This is a genomic window from Streptosporangium sp. NPDC049046, from assembly GCF_040649155.1.
Lineage (GTDB): Bacteria > Actinomycetota > Actinomycetes > Streptosporangiales > Streptosporangiaceae > Streptosporangium.
On sequence record NZ_JBEZEZ010000029.1, the window covers coordinates 85,302 to 104,417 of the forward strand.

14 protein-coding genes are annotated in these 19,116 nt (G+C 69.6%); 13 read left to right on the forward strand and 1 reads right to left on the reverse strand.

Annotation, left to right across the window (positions count from 1 at the left end):
* The first annotated feature begins 44 nt into the window (after nt 1-44).
* Nucleotides 45-1,358: a Na+/H+ antiporter NhaA gene (gene nhaA, locus AB0B96_RS32475; protein ID WP_362904908.1), complete on the forward strand. Its 1,314-nt coding sequence runs from the start codon at nt 45-47 to the stop codon at nt 1,356-1,358.
* Nucleotides 1,359-1,396: 38 nt separating this feature from the next.
* Here nhaA and AB0B96_RS32480 read toward each other — a convergent pair whose 3' ends face one another.
* Nucleotides 1,397-4,204 (reverse strand): LuxR C-terminal-related transcriptional regulator, encoded by a 2,808-nt coding sequence (locus tag AB0B96_RS32480; protein ID WP_362904910.1) that lies wholly within the window; start codon nt 4,202-4,204, stop codon nt 1,397-1,399.
* A gap of 178 nt (nt 4,205-4,382) precedes the next feature.
* On the opposite strand from AB0B96_RS32480, the gene AB0B96_RS32485 reads away from it, so the two are divergent.
* The 12 genes from AB0B96_RS32485 to AB0B96_RS32540 all read left to right on the forward strand — a co-directional run bounded on the left by AB0B96_RS32485 (nt 4,383) and on the right by AB0B96_RS32540 (nt 18,958).
* Complete coding sequence (locus tag AB0B96_RS32485) at nt 4,383-4,739, forward strand: VOC family protein (protein WP_362904912.1); 357 nt, start codon at nt 4,383-4,385, stop codon at nt 4,737-4,739.
* Between the two features lie 182 nt (nt 4,740-4,921).
* On the forward strand, nt 4,922-5,374 hold the full coding sequence (locus AB0B96_RS32490) for a DUF1801 domain-containing protein (protein ID WP_362904914.1): 453 nt from the start codon (nt 4,922-4,924) through the stop codon (nt 5,372-5,374).
* A 227-nt stretch (nt 5,375-5,601) separates the two neighbouring features.
* A complete protein-coding gene (locus AB0B96_RS32495) occupies nt 5,602-6,771 on the forward strand; it encodes a homogentisate 1,2-dioxygenase domain-containing protein (protein ID WP_362904926.1) in 1,170 nt (389 codons plus the stop codon).
* Between the two features lie 149 nt (nt 6,772-6,920).
* Nucleotides 6,921-8,018: a hypothetical protein gene (locus AB0B96_RS32500; protein WP_362904916.1), complete on the forward strand. Its 1,098-nt coding sequence runs from the start codon at nt 6,921-6,923 to the stop codon at nt 8,016-8,018.
* Nucleotides 8,018-9,154 carry a fumarylacetoacetase gene (gene fahA / locus AB0B96_RS32505; protein WP_350945719.1) on the forward strand — a complete coding sequence of 379 codons (1,137 nt, stop codon included), beginning with the start codon at nt 8,018-8,020 and terminating at the stop codon, nt 9,152-9,154. Before AB0B96_RS32500 ends, fahA begins: the two co-directional genes overlap by 1 nt.
* 157 nt (nt 9,155-9,311) lie before the next feature.
* Complete coding sequence (locus tag AB0B96_RS32510) at nt 9,312-9,749, forward strand: NfeD family protein (protein ID WP_350945720.1); 438 nt, start codon at nt 9,312-9,314, stop codon at nt 9,747-9,749.
* A 75-nt stretch (nt 9,750-9,824) separates the two neighbouring features.
* Entirely contained in the window at nt 9,825-10,922 is a 1,098-nt protein-coding gene (locus AB0B96_RS32515; protein WP_362904919.1) for an SPFH domain-containing protein, read from the forward strand.
* A gap of 425 nt (nt 10,923-11,347) precedes the next feature.
* The gene (gene tdh / locus AB0B96_RS32520; RefSeq protein ID WP_362904921.1) at nt 11,348-12,376 is read left to right on the forward strand and encodes an L-threonine 3-dehydrogenase; all 1,029 of its coding nucleotides are present in this window, start codon (nt 11,348-11,350) and stop codon (nt 12,374-12,376) included.
* Nucleotides 12,377-12,437: 61 nt separating this feature from the next.
* Entirely contained in the window at nt 12,438-13,610 is a 1,173-nt protein-coding gene (locus AB0B96_RS32525) for a glycine C-acetyltransferase (protein ID WP_362904928.1), read from the forward strand.
* A gap of 374 nt (nt 13,611-13,984) precedes the next feature.
* Nucleotides 13,985-15,487, forward strand: coding sequence for a S1 family peptidase (locus AB0B96_RS32530; RefSeq protein WP_362904923.1), 1,503 nt, complete (start codon nt 13,985-13,987; stop codon nt 15,485-15,487).
* Nucleotides 15,488-15,656: 169 nt separating this feature from the next.
* Nucleotides 15,657-17,192, forward strand: a complete 1,536-nt coding sequence (locus AB0B96_RS32535) for a S1 family peptidase (RefSeq protein WP_350945725.1) — start codon at nt 15,657-15,659, stop codon at nt 17,190-17,192.
* A 257-nt stretch (nt 17,193-17,449) separates the two neighbouring features.
* The gene (locus AB0B96_RS32540) at nt 17,450-18,958 is read left to right on the forward strand and encodes a S1 family peptidase (RefSeq protein ID WP_350945726.1); all 1,509 of its coding nucleotides are present in this window, start codon (nt 17,450-17,452) and stop codon (nt 18,956-18,958) included.
* Nucleotides 18,959-19,116 lie beyond the last annotated feature (158 nt).

Here is a 19,116-nt window from a genome sequence, read left to right on the forward strand (position 1 = left end):
GTCTGGTCGGCAGTGTCCGACCCGACCCCTGAAGCGGAGCTCACATGGGCAACACCTCTCCCGGCACGCCTCGCCTGTTCAGCCGCGGCTCGTGGGACGAGGCCCGCCGCATCGCCGACATCCTGCGCGGGGAGACCGTCGGCGGAGCGCTGCTGCTGGTCGGCGCGGTAGTCGCGATGATCTGGGCGAACTCCCCCTGGTCGGGCGCCTACGAGGCGCTGCGCGCCATCAGGATCGGGCCCGCGGCCCTGCACCTGGATCTGACCCTCGCCACCTGGGCCGCCGACGGGCTGTTGGCGATCTTCTTCTTCGTGGCCGGGCTGGAGCTCAAACGCGAGTTCGTCGCCGGCGACCTGCGCCAGGTGCGGCGGGCGGCGGTGCCGGTCGCGGCGGCGTTCGGCGGTGTGATCGTCCCGGCCGGGCTGTATCTGCTCGTCACCCTCTCCAGCGACGCGGCCGACTACGCGGGCAAGGGCTGGGCGATCCCGACGGCCACCGACATCGCCTTCGCGCTGGCCGTGCTCGCGGTCGTCGGCCGGTTCCTGCCCACGGCGCTGCGCACCTTCCTGCTCACCCTGGCCGTGGTCGACGACCTGCTCGCCATCGCCATCATCGCGCTCTTCTACACCGCGCACCTGTCGCTGCTGCCCCTGCTGGGCATGCTGGTGCCGCTGGCGATCTTCGCCCTGCTGGTGCGGCGCCGGGTGCGCGCCTGGTGGCTGCTGCTACCGCTCGCCACCGCGACCTGGGCGCTGATGCACGCCTCGGGTGTGCACGCCACCGTCGCCGGGGTGCTGCTCGCCTTCACCGTGCCGGTCGTCCGCAGCGAGCGGGCCGGGGGTCCCGGCGCCGGACCCGGCCTGGCCGAGCACTTCGAGCACCGCATGCGACCGATCTCGGCCGGGGTGGCCGTGCCGATTTTCGCGTTCATGTCGGCGGGGGTGGCCATCGGCGGCCTGAGCGGCCTCGCCTCCGCCCTCACCGACCCGATCGCGGTGGGCATCGTCATCGGGCTCGTGGTCGGCAAGCCCATCGGGATCATGGCCGCGACCTGGCTGGTGTCCCGCTTCACCCACGCCGACCTGGACGAGAGCCTGAGCTGGGTGGACGTGGCCGGGCTCGCGATACTCGCCGGCATCGGCTTCACCGTCTCCCTCCTCATCGGGGAGCTGGCGTTCGGGGCCGGCAGCGAGAGTGACGCCCACGTCAAGGTGGCGGTCCTCACGGGCTCCCTCGTCGCGGCCCTGCTCGCGACACTCATCCTCCGCATGCGCAATCGCACCTACCGGCGCATCCACGAGGTCGAGACCGTCGACCGTGACGGTGACGGCATCCCCGACGCCTACCAGCAGCCCTGAGAGGACGCGCCTGCCGATGACACCCCGGAAGGCCGTACTCAAAAACGGCTCCGGGGCGCGTCCGGTGGGGCCATCGGGGCGAAACCGAGGTCGGCCAGCGCGGCCGCGCCACGGGCGGCGTGGCCGCCGCCGACGAGCACCAGGGTCCGCGCCGACTGATAGCGACAGCCGGCGGCGTCAAACGCGTCCGCCGTGGCGAGCAACCGCTCCCGGTCGTCGTCGAGCAGCGCCTGGGCCCGTTCCACGATGGCGGTGGCGACCGGGTTGCCGGCCACGACGGTCCGAGCCTCGGCCAGACGGTCGCGGGCATCGGAGCTCCCGGCGAGTACGGCGGCTTCGGCACTCAGCGCCACATACCAGTGCAGCCAGATCCAGGTGACCCACTGCCATACCTCGCCGGGCTCAGGCGCCAGCCGCTCCAGCGCCTGCGGTGCCCGCCCACGGTGGAGCAGGAGCATCGCGTCGAAGACCGCCCCGTAGCCGTGGGTATTGCCCGGTGAGGGGTCGAGACGATTCAGGACCGCGCTCCATTCACGCCAGGCGTCCTGGTCGTCGCGTAGGCCGTGGATCATCGCCACCGCGGCCGCCGACGGGCCGAGGACGGACCTGGCGGGGCTGCCGGCCTGCTGCCACGCGTCGAGGAACCGGACGCTGCCGGTGACCACCTCCTCGACGTTGCCCGCCATCGCGTCGGCCACAAGGAGCCAGCTCGTGGCACGATGGCCGACTTCCGCCAGCAGCGGATGATCCGCGAGTCGCCGCGCCCACCGGCGGGCCCCCGGCAGGTCGCCGGTGCCGAGGCCGGCCTCGGTGACCTCACCAAGTGCCTCGATCAGCTCGTGGGTACCGGCCGGGGTGTCCGGTGTGGACGAGAGCAGCATGATCCGGCGCCGGGCCGAGTCGGCGGCGGCGAACGGGTCGCCGGCCCAGCTCCGAGCACAGGTGAGCGTATCGAGCGCGGCGGACTCGGCGAGCGGGTCACCCGTGCGGTGAGCGAGTTCGACCGCTCGTTCGGCGCGTGCGATCGCCATGGGAATCGCGTTGTCGTTCACGCCCGGTGCGGCACCGATCTCGGTGAGCGCCCGTCCGGCCTCGGCCAACGCCACCGCGCCCTGGGCGGCCGGGTCGTCGCCGCCCAGCTCCCGCGCCCGGGTGATGAGCGTGATCACCTCTTCCGGTGGCAGCTTCCTGACGAACTTTCCGGAGAACCGGTAGGCGCCGGCGGCGGCGGTCGCCAGGTCACGGGCGGCGCCGGCGGTGTCACCGGCCCGGTCGGCGGCCTCCGCGGCCGCACGGTGCAGGCGGTACATGTCATCGCCGTGCATCCGGCAGCCGGCCACGGCCGCGGCGTGCCGGAGCATCGATGCCCCGGCGGCGGGGTCGTCGGCGAGCGCGGCGGCCTGCTCGTAGCGCCCCTGGGACTCGCCGATCAGGTGACGGACGAAGGTCAGCTCCGCCATGAACCGAGCGAGGCGGTACGCGTCCGCGCGCTGTTCCGGCCGGTCGGCCGCCCACGCCAGGGCGGCGCGTAGATCGTCCACCACCGCGTCGAATCGGGCCCGCCAGTCGGCTCGCACCACCGCCAGCTCGGCGGCCTTGGTCAGGCACCAGCGAACGTGCCGGGATCGGGCGTCGACCAGCTCACCGGCCTCGGCCAGCCGCTCCACCCCGTACTGACGGATGGTCTCCAACGCCCGGTACTTGGTCCCGCCCGGGGACCCCGTCACCACCAGCAGGCTCTGTTCGGCCAGGCGGGCCAGTCCCTCGGCGACGATGCCTTCCTCGCCCCCGGCCGCCTCCGCCGCCGCGGCAGCGGTGAACGGTGCCACGAACACCGACACCCGGCGCAGCAGCGCCCGGTCGGCCGGTTCCAGCAAAGCATGGCTCCAGTCCAGCGCCCCCCGCACCGAACGGTGCCGCTCGTCGGCACGGGAGCCACCGGTCAGCATCCGCAGCGGATGGGACAGGGCGGCGTTGATGCCGTCCAGCCCGAGCGTGGAACACCGGGCGGCGGCCAGTTCGATCGCCAGCGCCATCCCATCCAGCCGCTCACAGATCGAGGCGATCTGATCGCGCAGCGCGGGATCCAGTGACCGGCCCACCGCCGCCGCCCGTTCCCTGAACAACGCGACCGCGTCTGACTCACCGTCGACGGACAGCGACAGCGGCGGGACCGGATACACCCGTTCGAACGGCACCATCAGCCGTGCCTGGCTGGTCGCCAGCACCGTCATCCGAGGGCACGCCGCCAGCAGCCGCTCGAGAAACAGCGTCACCCCGTCCACCATGTGCTCGCAGTTGTCCAGCACCAGCAGCGCATGGCGGTCGGCCAGTGCGGCGAGCACGGATTCGGTCATGTCGCGGCCGGGCTGCTCACCGAGGCCGAGCGCCCCGGCGACCGCCGTGGCGATCAGGTCCGGATCGGTGACCGGAACCAGGTCGACGAACCACACCCCGTCGGCGTACTCGCCGGCCGCTTCCGCGGCCACCGCCAACGCCAGCCGCGTCTTGCCCACCCCGCCGGAACCGACCGCGGTCACCTGACGGTGTTCCTTGATCAGCTCGGCCAGCTCGGCCCGCTCGCTCACCCGGCCGACGAACGAGGTCAACGGGGCCGGCAGAACCGGTGCCGGGTGAGACGGGCCGACGCCGATCGGCTCGGACGCGCGGCGGGCGAGCGCCCGCCGATCCGGCACCTCCAGCTTGCGCAGCAGCGAGGAGACGTGACTCTCCACGGTGCGCACCGAGATGTGCAGCCGTGCCCCGATCTCGGCGTTGCTGAGATGGGCCCCGACCAGCTCCAGCACTTCGGCTTCCCGGGGCGATATGTCCGCTGCTGCAATCACTGTCACATATTGCCGCACCCCCTCCGTGCTCTCATCCGTGGTGGCCACCGGGCGCGATCCGTGCCGTCGATCCGTGGGCGGTTCCGTGGTCACCACGGATGTCGGCCGGGCAGGCCGGAGGCGAAGCTGTGAACACGCGAACAGCGGGTCGACGAGGCCCACGACCACAGGAGTGACCATGACCGGCTCTTCCGCCCAGGGAATCAAGACCGTGCTGCACCCGGTGTCCGACCTGGCCAAGGCCAAGACGGTGTATGCGGCCCTGCTCGGTGTCCCGCCCCAGGTTGACTCGTCCTACTACGTCGGCTTCGAGGTCGAGGGCCAGCACATCGGGCTGGTGCCGGGCGGTGGACCGCAGGGCATGACCTCGCCGGTGGCCTACTGGCACGTACCGGACATCGAGGCGAAGCTGGCCGAGGTGATCGCCGCGGGGGCCATCGTCCGGGAGGCCGCGCACGAGGTCGGCGGCGGACGCCTGGTGGCCACCGTCGTCGACCTCGACGGCAACGTCCTGGGGCTTCTGCAGGACCGTTGATCGCCGCCTGCCCCTGCCATGCCCGCCGCTTGGCGGCCGCCGACAAGACCACGAACCCACCTCGCTCGAAGGATCCGCCGAGGCGGGCGGCGAGACGACCTCGACGACGTCATCACGACCGAGGACCACAAGGTCCCTTCTCGAAATCCAGAAAATCAAGATCCTCCAGGAGGAGATCCGCCATGAGCAGCACCGAAGGCAGCACGTACGAGGGATTCACCGCCGAGGAGCGGGCCGCGATGAAGGACCATGCCCAGGAGCGGAAGACGGCGGCGCGCCGCAGCTCACGCGCGGACAAGGCGGCGCAGGACCAGCGGGACGTGCTCGCGAAGATCGCCGAAATGCAGGAATCGGACCGGATCCTGGCCCAGCGCGTCCATGCCGTCATCACCGCCGACGCCCCGGCCCTCGCGCCGAAGCTCTGGTACGGGATGCCCGCCTACGCGCTGAACGGCAAAATCGTGTGCCACTTCCAGAGCGCGGCCAAGTTCAAGACACGCTACGCGACGCTCGGGTTCAGCGACCAGGCGAACCTGGACGACGGCGCGATGTGGGCCGCCGGTTTCGCCCTGACCGAGGTGACGGCCGAGGTGGAGGCGCGGATCAGCGCGCTGGTGAAGCAGGCGGTGAGCTGAGGCTCGCCCGGGAATGTGCGCCCCGAATCGCGCCGGGTCGGGTCCGCACATCACCTCGCTCGAACGGCGTCGGCTCGCGTAGGTCACCGGGGCGGCGCCGGCAGAGGTGGGATTCCTACGGGACGGACACCCTGGGACGACGTTTGACATCTCCCATCCCCCTGACAGATGGTTGTTCGTATAAAGGACGTATGCGTCCTATAAACGGACAGAGCTGGGAGAAGCGGATGCCGTACTACCGGGTCGTAGGGGAGATCCCCCGCAAGCGGCACGTGCAGTTCCGGCGGCCCGACGGCGGGCTGTACGCCGAGGAACTGATGGGCGAGGAGGGGTTCTCCAGCGACTCGTCGCTGCTCTACCACCGCCACCTCCCCACGGCGATCGTCAAGGCCGAGGCCGTCGAGCCCGACGAGTCGCGAAACCTCACCCCCAACGTGCCGCTCTCCCCCCGCCACCTGCGTACCCAGGACCTCAAGCCCCAGGGGGACCTCGTCTCCGGGCGCGGGCTGATCGCGGGGAACGCCGACGTCCGCATGTCGTACGCCGCGAGCGAGGAACCCAGCGGGCTCTACCGCAACTCCATGGGCGACGAGTGCGTCTACATCGCGAGCGGGCAGGTCAGGTTCGAGTCGACATACGGGGCGATCGAGGCCGGGGAGGGTGACTACGTCGTCGTCCCCACCGGGACGATCCACCGGTGGGTGCCGAGGGGCCTCGTCACGGCGTTCACCATCGAGGCGGCCGGTCACATCCGGCCGCCCAAGCGCTACCTGTCCAAATACGGCCAGTTCCTGGAGCACGCCCCCTACTCCGAGCGCGACCTGCGCACCCCGCAGGAGCCCCTGATCACCGAGGGCGAGGAGGTGCCGGTGCTCGTCCGCACGCGCGGCGGGCTCACCCGGCTGGTCTACCGCGACCACCCGTTCGACGTGGTCGGCTGGGACGGCTGCCTCTACCCGTACGCGTTCAACATCAACGACTTCGAGCCGATCGTGAAGCGCACCCACGCCCCGCCGCCGGTGCACCAGACCTTCGAGGGTCCCAACTTCGTGATCTGCTCGTTCTGCCCCCGGCCGCTCGACTTCCACCCCGACGCGATCCCGATCCCGTACAACCACCACAACGTCGACTCCGACGAGCTGATGTTCTACGCGGGCGGCGACTACACGGCGCGCAAGGGATCGGGCATCGACGTCGGCTCGGTCTCCCTGCACCCGGCGGGGTTCACGCACGGGCCGCAGCCGGGCGCCGTCGAAGCCGTCATCGAGGCGGTCCGGCAGGGCCACACGCAGACGAGCGAGCTGGCCGTGATGGTCGACACCTTCCGCCCCCTCGACCTGGGTCGCGCCGGGCTTTCCGTGGAGGACCCCGCGTACGCGTGGACGTGGGCCCGTTGACGAACGCGGCCCCGGACCCGGAGCCGCCTCCGGACACGGCCCGAGGCCGGGACACGAACGCGGGAGCGTCCCCGGACGTGACCACGAACACGGATACGGTCTCCGGTCCGAGCGCGACCTCCGACCCGCCACGGGGTAGGGGCAGAACCATGAGCGTAGACGCGAGCACGGGAACGGGAACGGGCGCCGGCGTGGACGGTAGGGACGCGAGCGGTACGGGCGTGGACGGCACAGGTGTGAGCGGCACAGGTATGAGCGGTGTGGGCATGGGAACGGCGACGCTCTTCCGGGAGCTCGTCGACGACGCGGGGCTGTTCCCGCCGACCGGGCTGCCGATGGCGGAGGCCCTGGAACGCCACAGGAACGACCTGGCGGGCAACGACCCGGTGCTCACCCACCGGTTCCTCTGCCCGGCCGGACGCCTGGGGGAGCTCCGCGACCACCTCACCTTTCCCATCCGGCTCGGTCTGATCCTCGACACCCCCGACCTACCGCCGTTGGAGGACGTCGCCGTCGAGCTGGTCGAGGTGCGGCAGGCGCCGGGCGAGACCCCCGGAGCGGTGTGGGAGCGACTGGCCGGACGGCTGCCCGGCGACGCCCGGCTGTTCGTCGAGGTGTCCGCCGGCGACCATGCCTCCCTCGCCTCCCTGACCTCCCTGCCGCGCGACGGCGAGGGCCCCGGTCTGAAGTTCCGCTGCGGCGGGCTGACCGCGGGCGCCTTTCCCAGCGCCGCGGACCTGGGCGCCCTCATCGCGCACTGCGCGAGGCACGGCGTGCCGTTCAAGGCGACCGCGGGGTTGCACAACGCGGTCCGCCACTTCGATCCCGCGCTCGGCGTCGACCGGCACGGATTCCTCAACCTGGTCCTCGCGGTCTGCGCGGCCGTGGAGGACCGCGACCCGGTGCCGGTGCTGAAGCTCACCGACGTCGGCGAGCTGGTACGGCTGGCACAGGCCGTGCCCGACGACACCTCGGCACGCGCCAGGGAGCTGCTGGTGTCGTACGGGTCGTGCGACACGCACACCCCGATCGAGGACCTGGTCGCCCTGGGCCTGATCGCCCGGCGCCCGCCCGCCCCCGCCGGCACGGCGCCCCACAACACCACCACCGCCACCACCGGCACCGGCACCGGCACCGGCACCGGCACCGGCACGGCCATCCCCGGAACGACCATCCCCGATACAGCGACCACCGGCGGAGCGGCCCACGGCATGGCCGCCCCCGACACAACAGAGGAGAACGTGTAATGGGTTGGGACCTGGAGAACCTGCCCTACGGAGTCTTCTCCCGTCATGAGGGAGAGACCCCTCGCGTCGGCGTCCGGTACGGAGACCACGTGGTCGACCTGGCCGGGGCGCTGCACGACGAGGTGTTCGCCACCGGATCGCTCAACGCCTTCATGTCCAGGGGCCCGGCCGCGTGGCGGGACACCCGGACCCTGATCCAGAACAAGCTGAGCACCGACCACGTGGTGGTGGAGCCGCACCTCATACCCCTCGACCAGGTCACCCTGCACCTGCCGATCGAGGTGGCCGACTACGTCGACTTCTACTGCTCGCTGGAGCACGCCTCCAACCTGGGCCGGATGTTCCGCCCCGACGAGGAGCCGCTCAAGCCGAACTGGCGTCACCTGCCGGTCGGCTACCACGGCAGGGCGGGGACGGTCGTGGTGTCCGGGACCCCGGTCACCCGACCTTCCGGGCAGCGCGGCGCGGGGGTCTTCGGCCCCTCCGCCAAGCTGGACATCGAGGCGGAGCTGGGATTCGTCGTCGGCGCGCCGACCGCCCTCGGGGAGCGGGCAGGACGGTTCGAGGACCACGTGTTCGGCGTGACCCTGGTCAACGACTGGAGTGCCCGCGACATCCAGGCGTGGGAGTACGTCCCGCTGGGCCCGTTCCTCGGCAAGTCCTTCGCCACCTCGATGTCTCCGTGGATCACCCCGCTCGCGGCCCTGTCGGAGGCGCGCGTCGAGGGCAGGCGGCAGGATCCCGAGCCGCTCGACTACCTGCGCCGCGAGGAGCCGTGGGGGCTCGACCTGCGGATGGAGGTCTCCGTGAACGGCGAGGTCGTCTCCCGTCCCCCGTACCGGGACATGTACTGGACGCCCGACCAGATGCTCGCCCACATGACCGTCAACGGCGCCGCCCTGCGCACCGGCGATCTCTACGCGAGCGGTACGGTCTCCGGCTCCGGGCCGGGCGAGCGCGGCTCGCTGATCGAGCTGACCTGGAACGGGACCGAGCCGCTGAAGCTGCCCGACGGCTCCGCCAGGACCTTCCTGGAGGACGGGGACACCGTCACGATCACCGCGACCGCTCCGGGACCCGGCGGGACCGTCATCACTCTGGGTGAGGTCTCCGGAAGGATCGAGCCCGCGCGGTAACCCGGCGATTCGAGGGAAGGGATGAGCCGAGGCGCTCGAAGTCGGCGGCCTGCGGGGAGAACCGGGCCTGTCCGCGATATGGCGAAAGGCATACGGTGAGCAAAGGAACCTACCTGACGTCCGGAACGTTGTACAAGTAGGACAGGAGGGTCGGAGCATGGAGTATTGGGTCATCTGGTTGATCTTGGCTGTGGCGCTTGGTGTCGCAGAGATACTCACCCTCACCACCGCTCTCGGCCTGCTCGGGGGCGCCGCCCTCATCACCTCCGTCGCCGCCGCGCTGGGGCTGCCGATCCCACTCCAACTCGTGGTGTTCGTCGCCTCCATGGCCGCCGGAGTGACCTTGGTCCGTCCCGTCGCCCAGCGCCACATCGCCAAGCTGCAACCCCGGAGCCAGCGCTTCGGGATCCAGGCGATCGTGGGCAGGTCCGCCTACGTCCTGAGCGAGGTGACCGGCAGGGACGGCCGGGTTCGGATCGGCGGCGAGGAGTGGTCCGCCAGGGCCTACGACGAGACTCTGGTGATCCCCGCCGGAGCGACCGTCGACGTCATCGAGATCGAAGGCGCGACCGCACTCGTGTATCCACGAGAGTGACGCCACGACCCCTCTGCCCGTACAGCCAGACCGCGGGAGTGCCGCCATAAATAAATCCACGTCGGGAGTGACGCCATGGATGCTCTACTCGTAGCCGGACTGCTCATCGCTTTGTTGGCGGTGTTCACCGTGATCCGTTCGGTGCGCATCGTCCCCCAGGCGCGAGCCCGCAACGTGGAACGACTCGGCCGCTATCACAGCACGCTGAAGCCCGGCCTGAACTTCGTGATCCCCTACATCGACCGGGTCTATCCGATGATCGACCTGCGTGAGCAGGTCGTCTCCTTCAGGCCCCAGCCGGTGATCACCGAGGACAACCTGGTCGTCGAGATCGACACGGTCCTGTACTTCCAGGTCACCGATCCCCGGGCCGCCGCGTACGAGATCGCCAACTACATCCAGGCCGTGGAGCAGCTCACGGTCACCACGCTGCGTAACGTCGTCGGCTCGCTCGACCTGGAGATGACGCTCACCTCGCGTGACACGATCAACAGCCAGCTGCGCGGTGTGCTCGACGAGGCGACCGGCAAGTGGGGCATCCGGGTCAACCGGGTGGAGATCAAGGCCATCGACCCGCCGAAGAGCATCAAGGAGGCGATGGAGAAGCAGATGCGCGCCGAGCGGGACAAGCGCGCCGCGATCCTCAACGCCGAGGGCCAGCGGCAGTCGCAGATCCTGACCGCCGAGGGTGACAAGCAGAGCGCGATCCTGCGGGCCGAGGGTGACCGGAGCGCCGCGATTCTCAAGGCCGAGGGTCAGTCGCAGGCCATCGACGAGGTCTTCCAGGCCGTGCACCGCAACGACCCCGACCCCAAGCTGCTGGCGTACCAGTATCTGCAGGTCCTGCCCGAGCTGGCCAAGGGCCCGAACAACACGTTCTGGGTCATCCCCAGCGAGGTCACCACCGCCATCCAGGGCGTCTCCAAGGCGTTCACCGAGGCGCTGCCGCAGTCGTCGGCCGTCCGCGAGACCCCCAGGGTGAACGAGGCGGCGGCCGAGGAGCGGAAGCAGGCCGAGCAGGCGGCCGCCGACGCGGTCGCCGAGGCCGCCGAGACCGATCTCGGTCCCCGCCAGCTCAACGCGCCTCCGGCGCCTCTCCCCGGCAACGGCCTCCTCGGAGCGGAGACGGAGTCGCAGCAGGAGCGTCACCTCCAGGAGGAGCACCGCCCCTGACCTCCGGAGGAGGGTTTCTCTTCCCGGTCCTCCTGCCCGGTGACCCGGGCGGGAGGACCTTTTTCATGGCCGAGGTTCGTAGGGCAACGATCACGACCGGTGTTCGTCGGCGCGGGCATCCGCGCCCGGCACCGGGTCGTCGCGGGGGTCGGTGACCTGGAAGTACGGGACCGTGTCGATCTCGACGACCAGGTTGTCCTCGGTGATCATCGGCTGGGGCCTGAAGGAGACGACCTGACCGGTGCTCCCGTCGAGATCTCGCGGTCGTACCCGTTTGTTCGGCCGGTTTAGGGAGAAATGTCTGGGTATCCCCCCGGGACCCGGGCGTGAAGCAACGCTGTGGGCGGGGTTAAGAAAACCGCGATGGACACCCCCGAAGGCGACCGGGCACAGTGCGTATGGTCGAAACCGAGGGGGAATCCGCGATGAAGGCACTGGTCAAGGAGAGGGCCGAGCCCGGTCTGTGGCTCGTCGACGTGCCGGAGCCGTCCGTCGGACCCGGCGAGGTGCTGATCAAGGTGTTGCGCACCGGGATCTGCGGCACGGATCTGCACATCCGGAGTTTCGACGCGTGGGCCCGGCAGACGCTGAACACGCCGCTCGTCATCGGCCACGAGTTCTGCGGCGAGGTCGTCGAGGTGGCGCCCGGCGTGGAGGACATCACCCGCGGCGACCTGGTGAGCGGCGAGGGGCACCTCGTCTGCGGCAAGTGCCGCAACTGCATGGCCGGTCGGCGGCACCTGTGCCGCAGCACGATCGGACTGGGGGTGAACCGCGACGGCGCCTTCGCCGAATATCTGACGCTCCCCGCCTCCAACGTCTGGGTGCACCGGGTCCCGGTCGACCTCGACGTGGCCGCGATCTTCGACCCGTTCGGCAACGCGGTGCACACCGCCCTCACGTTCCCGATGGTCGGCGAGGACGTGCTGATCTCCGGCGCCGGGCCGATCGGGCTGATGGCCGCCGCGGTCGCCACCCACGTGGGCGCCCGCAACGTGGTCGTCACCGACGTCAGCCCCGAGCGGCTGGAGCTGGCCCGCAAGCTCGGGGTCGCCCTCGCCCTGAACGTCGCGGAGACCTCCATACAAGAGGGCATGGACGGGCTGGGCATGCGCGAGGGCTTCGACGTGGGCCTGGAGATGTCCGGCAACCCGAAGGCGCTCCGCGACATGATCGCCTCCATGTCGCACGGCGGGAAGATCGCCATGCTCGGCCTGCCCGCCGAGGAGTTCGCCGTCGACTTCGCGACGGTCGTGACCTCGATGATCACCATCAAGGGCGTCTACGGCCGGGAGATGTACGAGACGTGGTACGCCATGTCCGTACTCCTGGAGAAGGGCCTCGACCTCACCCCCGTGATCACCGACCGCTTCTCCTACCGCGACTTCGACGCGGCCTTCGACACCGCCGCCGGAGGCAGGACCGGCAAGGTCATCCTGGATTGGACGGCCTGATGCCCGGCCCCCGCCGCGACCTCGGCGGAACCGGAAAGATCACCTCGGATTGGACGGCCTGATGTTCGACAACCTGCGCGACGACTTCCGTACGACCCTGAACGAGATCGCGGAAGCCGGGCTGCTCAAGCCCGAACGGGTCATCACCACCCCGCAGCGCGCCGACATCGCCGTGGCCGGCGGCGGTGAGGTGCTGAACTTCTGCGCCAACAACTACCTGGGTCTGGCCGACCATCCCGAGGTGGTCGCCGCCGCCAAGGAGGCCCTCGACCGCTGGGGCTTCGGCATGGCGTCCGTCCGCTTCATCTGCGGCACCCAGGAGGTGCACAAGGAGCTGGAGGCGCGGCTGTCGGACTTCCTCGGCCAGGAGGACACCGTCCTGTACAGCTCGTGCTTCGACGCCAACGGCGGCGTGTTCGAGACCCTGCTCGACGACCGGGACGCGGTGATCTCCGACGCGCTCAACCACGCGAGCGTCATCGACGGCATCCGCCTGTCCAAGGCCCGGCGCCTGCGCTACGCCAACCGTGACATGACCGAGCTGGAGGCGCGGCTCAAGGAGTCCGCCGACGCCCGGCGCAGGCTGATCGTCACCGACGGTGTCTTCTCCATGGACGGCTACGTCGCGCCGCTGGACGAGATCTGCGCCCTGGCGGAGCGGTACGGGGCGATGGTGATGGTCGACGACTCGCACGCCGTCGGTTTCGTCGGCGACAACGGCGGGGGCACCCCCGAGCTGCACGGCGTACGGGACAGGGTCGACATCCTCACCGGCACGCTCGGCAAGGCGCTCGGCGGGGCGAGCGGCGGCTACGTGGCGGCGCGCGGGGAGATCTGCGAGCTGCTCCGCCAGCGTTCGCGCCCCTACCTGTTCTCCAACTCCCTCGCCCCGGTGATCGCCGCCGCCTCGCTGCGCGTCCTCGACCTGATCAGCGGCTCGGACGAGGCACGGACGCGGCTGCGCGCCAACACCGAGCGGTTCCGCATCGGCATGATCGAGGCCGGATTCGACATCCTGCCCGGTGACCACCCCATCGTCCCGGTGATGATCGGCGACGCCGCCGAGGCCGCCGCGATGGCCGAACGCCTGCTGGAGCTGGGCGTCTACGTGATCGGCTTCTCCTACCCCGTCGTCCCGAAGGGCGAGGCCCGCATCCGGGTCCAGCTCTCGGCGGCCCACTCGTCCGAGGACGTCGACCGCGCGCTGGAGGCCTTCGCCACCGCCCGTGGCTGAACACCCGCGGTGGAGCTCACCGGCGAACACCCGCTGACGGGTGTTCTCCGCGGCCCGCGGGTAAAAACACCGCACCCGGCCCCGGACCCGGGGTGGCGCGCCCGGCCCCCTCCACCACACGTTCGTCTACCGGGGTGCCCGGCGAGTTCCCCGCCGGGCACCCCGAACGGGAGTCCGGGCATGGTGTGTTCAGGCGAACGCGAGGAACGCTCATGTGCTCTTCGCTGAAAATCGTCGTCCGCGTGGCGTGTGGCTTTCATGGCTGTGACCGGCATCGGCTGAATTAAGGTTATGTGTTGCCCGCGTAGCACGATGCGCCAGTGGTATGGGGCGCTCTCCCCCTTTCTTGGACAGTCAAGGTCGAGGAGAGACCGATGCCCCGCAGACATGCCACCATCATGGGATGTGTCCTGGCGGTCACCGCCCTTACCGCGACGACCGCCCCCGCCGTCGCCTGGCACCTGACGTCCGACGCCTCGGCCACCGTGTCCGCGACGAAACCACCAACGGGAATGCTCGCGGCCATGCAGCGCGATCTCCATCTCACCGCGGAGCAGGCCCAGGCCCGACTGCTCAACGAGACCCGCCTGACGGAGATCGAGGCGCGGCTCCATAGAAGACTCGGTGACCGTTTCGCTGGTTCGTGGCTTACCGAACCCGTCGCGCAGACTCTTGTAGTGGCCACCACCACCCCCGCCGATCTTCCCCATATCCTCGCCGAGGGCGCCAGGGGCAAGGTGGTCGGCCTGTCGCTGGCGCAACTCAACGTGATCAAGAAGCAGACGGACGAGATCCTGTCCACTCACCCGTTCGCTGGAGGGCATGTGCGTTACGTCGACGTGCGGGCCAACCAGGTCGTCGTCCTGTCCGATGTGCCGTCGACGACCAGGGCCGTCCTCAAGGCCGCCGGCGTGAATTCGAGCGCGGTGCGGGTGCTCTCCTCCGCTGAGCGGCCCCAGCCCCTTTCCGATCTGGTGGGTGGCGAGGCTTATTACGTCGGTGCCACAACCCGTTGCTCGATCGGCTTCTCCGTGGTCCGCGGTCTTCAGAACGGTTTCGTCAGTGCCGGTCACTGTGGCACGGTGGGGATGACCACCAGCGCCAACGTCGACCGGGGCCCTCAGGGGATCTTCCAGGCATCGCTGTTCCCGTCCCGCGACTTCTCTTGGATCGCGGTGAACGGCGACTGGACCCCCAGGCCGTGGGTGAGCAGCGGCGCGGGCGAGACGGTGGACGTCGCCGGCTCCAGAGTGGCCATCGAGGGGGCGTCGGTCTGCCGGTCCGGCTCCACCACCGGCTGGCACTGCGGAACCATCCGGCAACTCAACGCCAGCATCGCCTACCCCCAGGGCACCGTCTCCGGACTGACCCGGACCAACGTCTGCGCCGAACCCGGCGACTCCGGCGGCTCCTTCATCTCCATCGACCAGGCCCAGGGTGTCACCTCCGGCGGCTCCGGCGACTGCGCCTCCGGCGGCGTCACCTACTTCCAGCCGGTCAACGAGATCCTCACCACCTACGGCCTGTCCCTGGTGACCACCAATGGCAATCCTCCGCCTCCGAGCACGGGCACCTGCACCGGCTACCCGCACACCGCCGACGGCCGGCTGATCGCTGGGAAGCCCGCTCACCAGGCGATCTATCACCGGTCGACCGCCGACGGCCCCCACTTCGCCTGCCTGGCCGGTACCATCGGCACCGACTTCGACCTCTATCTGCAGAAGCAGGAGGGCCAGGCCTGGGTCACCGTCGCCGCCTCCAATGGGCCGACCTCCAACGAGAAGATCGACTACACCGGCACGGCCGGTTACTACCGATACCGCGTAATCTCCTCCAGCGGCTCCGGCGCCTACCTTCTGGGGTACAAGGCACCGTGACCTGCCCGGTGGCCTTCGCTGGAAATCGTTGTCCGGCGTGGCGTATGGCTTATGTGGCTGTGACCGGCATCGGCTGAATTAAGGTTACGTGTTGCCCACGTAGCACGATGAGCCAGTGGTATGGGGCGCTCTCCCCCTTTCTTGGACAGTCAAGGTCGAGGAGAGACCGATGCCCCGCAGACATGCCGCCATCATGGGATGCGTCCTGGCGACCACCTTTACCGCGACGGCCGTCCCTGCCGCCGCCCGGCCCCTGACGACCGGCGTCGCAACCACCGCGACCACGATGAAACCACCGCCGGGAATGCTCGCGGCCATGCAACGCGACCTCCATCTCACCGCGGAGCAGGCCCAGGCCCGACTGCTCAACGAGACCCGCCTGGCGCCGGTCGAGGCACAACTCCGCGCGAAGCTCGGTGACCGTTTCGGCGGTTCCTGGTTCACCGGAACCGTCGCGCAGACCCTCGTGGTAACCACCACCACCCCCGCCGATCTTCCCGACATCATCGCCGCGGGCGCACGGGGTGAGGTGGTCACCCGGTCGCTCCCGGACCTCCACAAGGCCTTGGCGATCACTGACGCGTCTCTGTCCACTGCCGGGGGAAAAGTGCGCTTCATCGATGTGAAGAGCAACAGGATCGTCATCCTCACCTCGGATCTTTTAGCCACTGAGGATGAGATAGAGGCCAGCGGTGTGGGCGCGAACGCCGTGCAGGCGGTGCACTCCGCCGAGAGCCCACGGCTCCTTTACGACGTGGTGGGCGGCGACGCCTACTACATCGGCACCACGTCCCGCTGCTCGGTCGGGTTCTCCGTGACCAAGGGGACCCAGAACGCTTTCGTCAGCGCCGGTCACTGCGGTGCGCAGGGCAAGGCCACCACCGGCTTCAACCGGGTGTTGCAGGGTGTCTTCCAGGGGTCGACCTTCCCGGACAGCGACTTCGCCTGGGTTTCCGTGAACGACGGCTGGACGCCCAGGCCGTGGGTGAGCAACGGCGCGGGCGAGACGGTGGACGTCGCCGGCTCCAGAGTGGCCATCGAGGGGGCGTCGGTCTGCCGGTCCGGCTCCACCACCGGCTGGCACTGCGGAACCATCCAGCAACTCAACACCAGCGTCACCTACTCCCAGGGCACCGTCTCCGGACTGACCCGGACCAACGTCTGCGCCGAACCCGGCGACTCCGGCGGCTCCTTCATCTCCATCGACCAGGCCCAGGGTGTCACCTCCGGCGGCTCCGGCGACTGCGCCTCCGGCGGCGTCACCTACTTCCAGCCGATCGGCGAGATCCTCACCACCTACGGCCTGACCCTGACGACCACCGCCAACCCGTCTGGCACGGGCGCGAACACCTGCACCGGCTACCCGCGCATCGCCGAGGACTCGCTGACCGTAGGTAGTTCCGCCTATCAACCGCGCGGTCGTCGCTATTACTCGGCCTTCGGCGGCGTCCACTCCGGTTGCCTGAACGCCAACGACAACACCGATTTCGATCTCTATTTGCAGAAGTGGAACAACCGGGCCTGGGTCACCGTCGCCGCCTCGGAAAGCCCGCACCCCGACGAGAGGATCGACTACACCGGCACGGCCGGTTACTACCGATACCGCGTGGTCTCCTCCAGCGGCTCCGGCCCTTACAGCCTGGAATACAGGATGCCGCAACGCGCCCAAGTCTCACCTCCTGCCGCTCCGACCTTTTCCCGGTGACCCGACCGCCGAGGTCTACGGCATCGACGGGGTGGCGGGAGGTCCGGGACGGTCGAGGACCCGATCGACGGTGTCCCTCGCCGGGCCCCGGAATGCTCCGGCGAGCATCGCCGGAGTCGCACCCGCGTGGCGTGTGGCTTCCGTGGCCGCGACCGACAACAGCTGAATTAAGGTTGTGCTGCCCGCACCGCATGATCAACCGATGGTGTGAGGCGCTCCCCCCTCTTTCTTGGATAGTCAAGGTCGAGGAGAGACCGATGCCCCGCAGATATGCCGCCATCATGGGATGCGTCCTGGCGACCACTTTTACCGCGACGGCCGTCCCTGCCGCCGCCCGGCCCCTGACGACCGGCGTCGCAACCACCGCGACCACGATGAAACCACCGCCGGGAATGCTCGCGGCCATGCAACGCGACCTCCATCTCACCGCGGAGCAGGCCCAGGCCCGACTGCTCAACGAGACCCGCCTGGCGCCGGTCGAGGCACAACTCCGCGAAGAACTCGGCGCCGACTTCGGCGGTTCCTGGTTCACCGGAGACCTCGCACAGAATCTCGTGGTGGCCACCACCGATAAAGAACACACTCCCCAGATCGTCACCAGGGGTGCCCGCGCCGAGATCGTCGGCCGGTCGTTGGCGCAACTCAACTCGACCCTCCAGACGGTCGAGACGGCCCTGTCCGCCCACTCGGGCGGGCCGGTGCGCTATGTCAACGTGCGGACCAACCAGGTCGTCGTCCTGTCCGATGTGCCGTCAACGACCCAGGACGCCATCGAGGCCAGCGACGTGGACCCGGTCGCGGTGCGGGTGGTGTCATCCATCGAACGACCCCAGCTCCTGTCCGACCTGGTGGGCGGCAACGCTTACTACATCGGCGCCTCGGAGCGCTGTTCGATCGGGTTCTCCGTGACCAAGGGGACCCAGAACGCTTTCGTCAGCGCCGGTCACTGCGGCGCCAAGGGCGCCACCACCACTGGCTTCAACCAAGCCGACCAAGGTGTCTTCCAGGGGTCGACCTTCCCGGACAGCGACTTCGCCTGGGTCGCCGTGAACAACAACTGGACCCCCAGGCCGTGGGTGAGCAACGGCGCGGGCGAGACGGTGAACGTCGCCGGCTCCAGAGTGGCCATCGAGGGGGCGTCGGTCTGCCGGTCCGGCTCCACCACCGGCTGGCACTGCGGAACCATCCAGCAACTCAACGCCAGCGTCACCTACCCCCAGGGCACCGTCTCCGGACTGACCCGGACCAACGTCTGCGCCGAACCCGGCGACTCCGGCGGCTCCTTCATCTCCATCGACCAGGCCCAGGGCGTCACCTCCGGCGGCTCCGGCGACTGCAACTCCGGCGGCGTCACCTACTTCCAGCCGATCGGCGAGATCCTCACCACCTACGGCCTGACCCTGACGACCAGCAGCGGATCCACCCCGCCCCCACCGCCACCGGCGGCCCCTGGCACGTGCACCGGCTATTCGAGGACCGTCACCGGCACGCTGGCCAATGGTCAGTCCGTCTATCAGCCGAACAACCGCTACTACCAGTCGACCGCCGACGGCATTCACTCCGCCTGCCTGGCCGGCAGCGGCAGCGTCGACTTCGACCTCTACCTGCAGAAGTGGAACAACCAGAGCTGGGTCACCGTCGCCACCTCGGAAAGCCCGACCCCCAACGAGAAGATCACTTATACCGGCACGGCCGGCTACTACCGATACCGCATAGTCTCCTTCAGCGGCTCCGGCGCCTACACCCTGGGATACAACGCGCCATAACCCGCGTCCCAAGAAGGTGATTCCGGGCTGTGGATGACGAAACAAGCCGGAAACAGGGCGGAGTATAGGGCGGGGTGGGGAGGGGGGCGGGCGGCAACGCCCTAAACGCCCCCGGCAATCTCGGGAGCCGGGGGGGGGGGGAAGAGGGGCGGGGGATG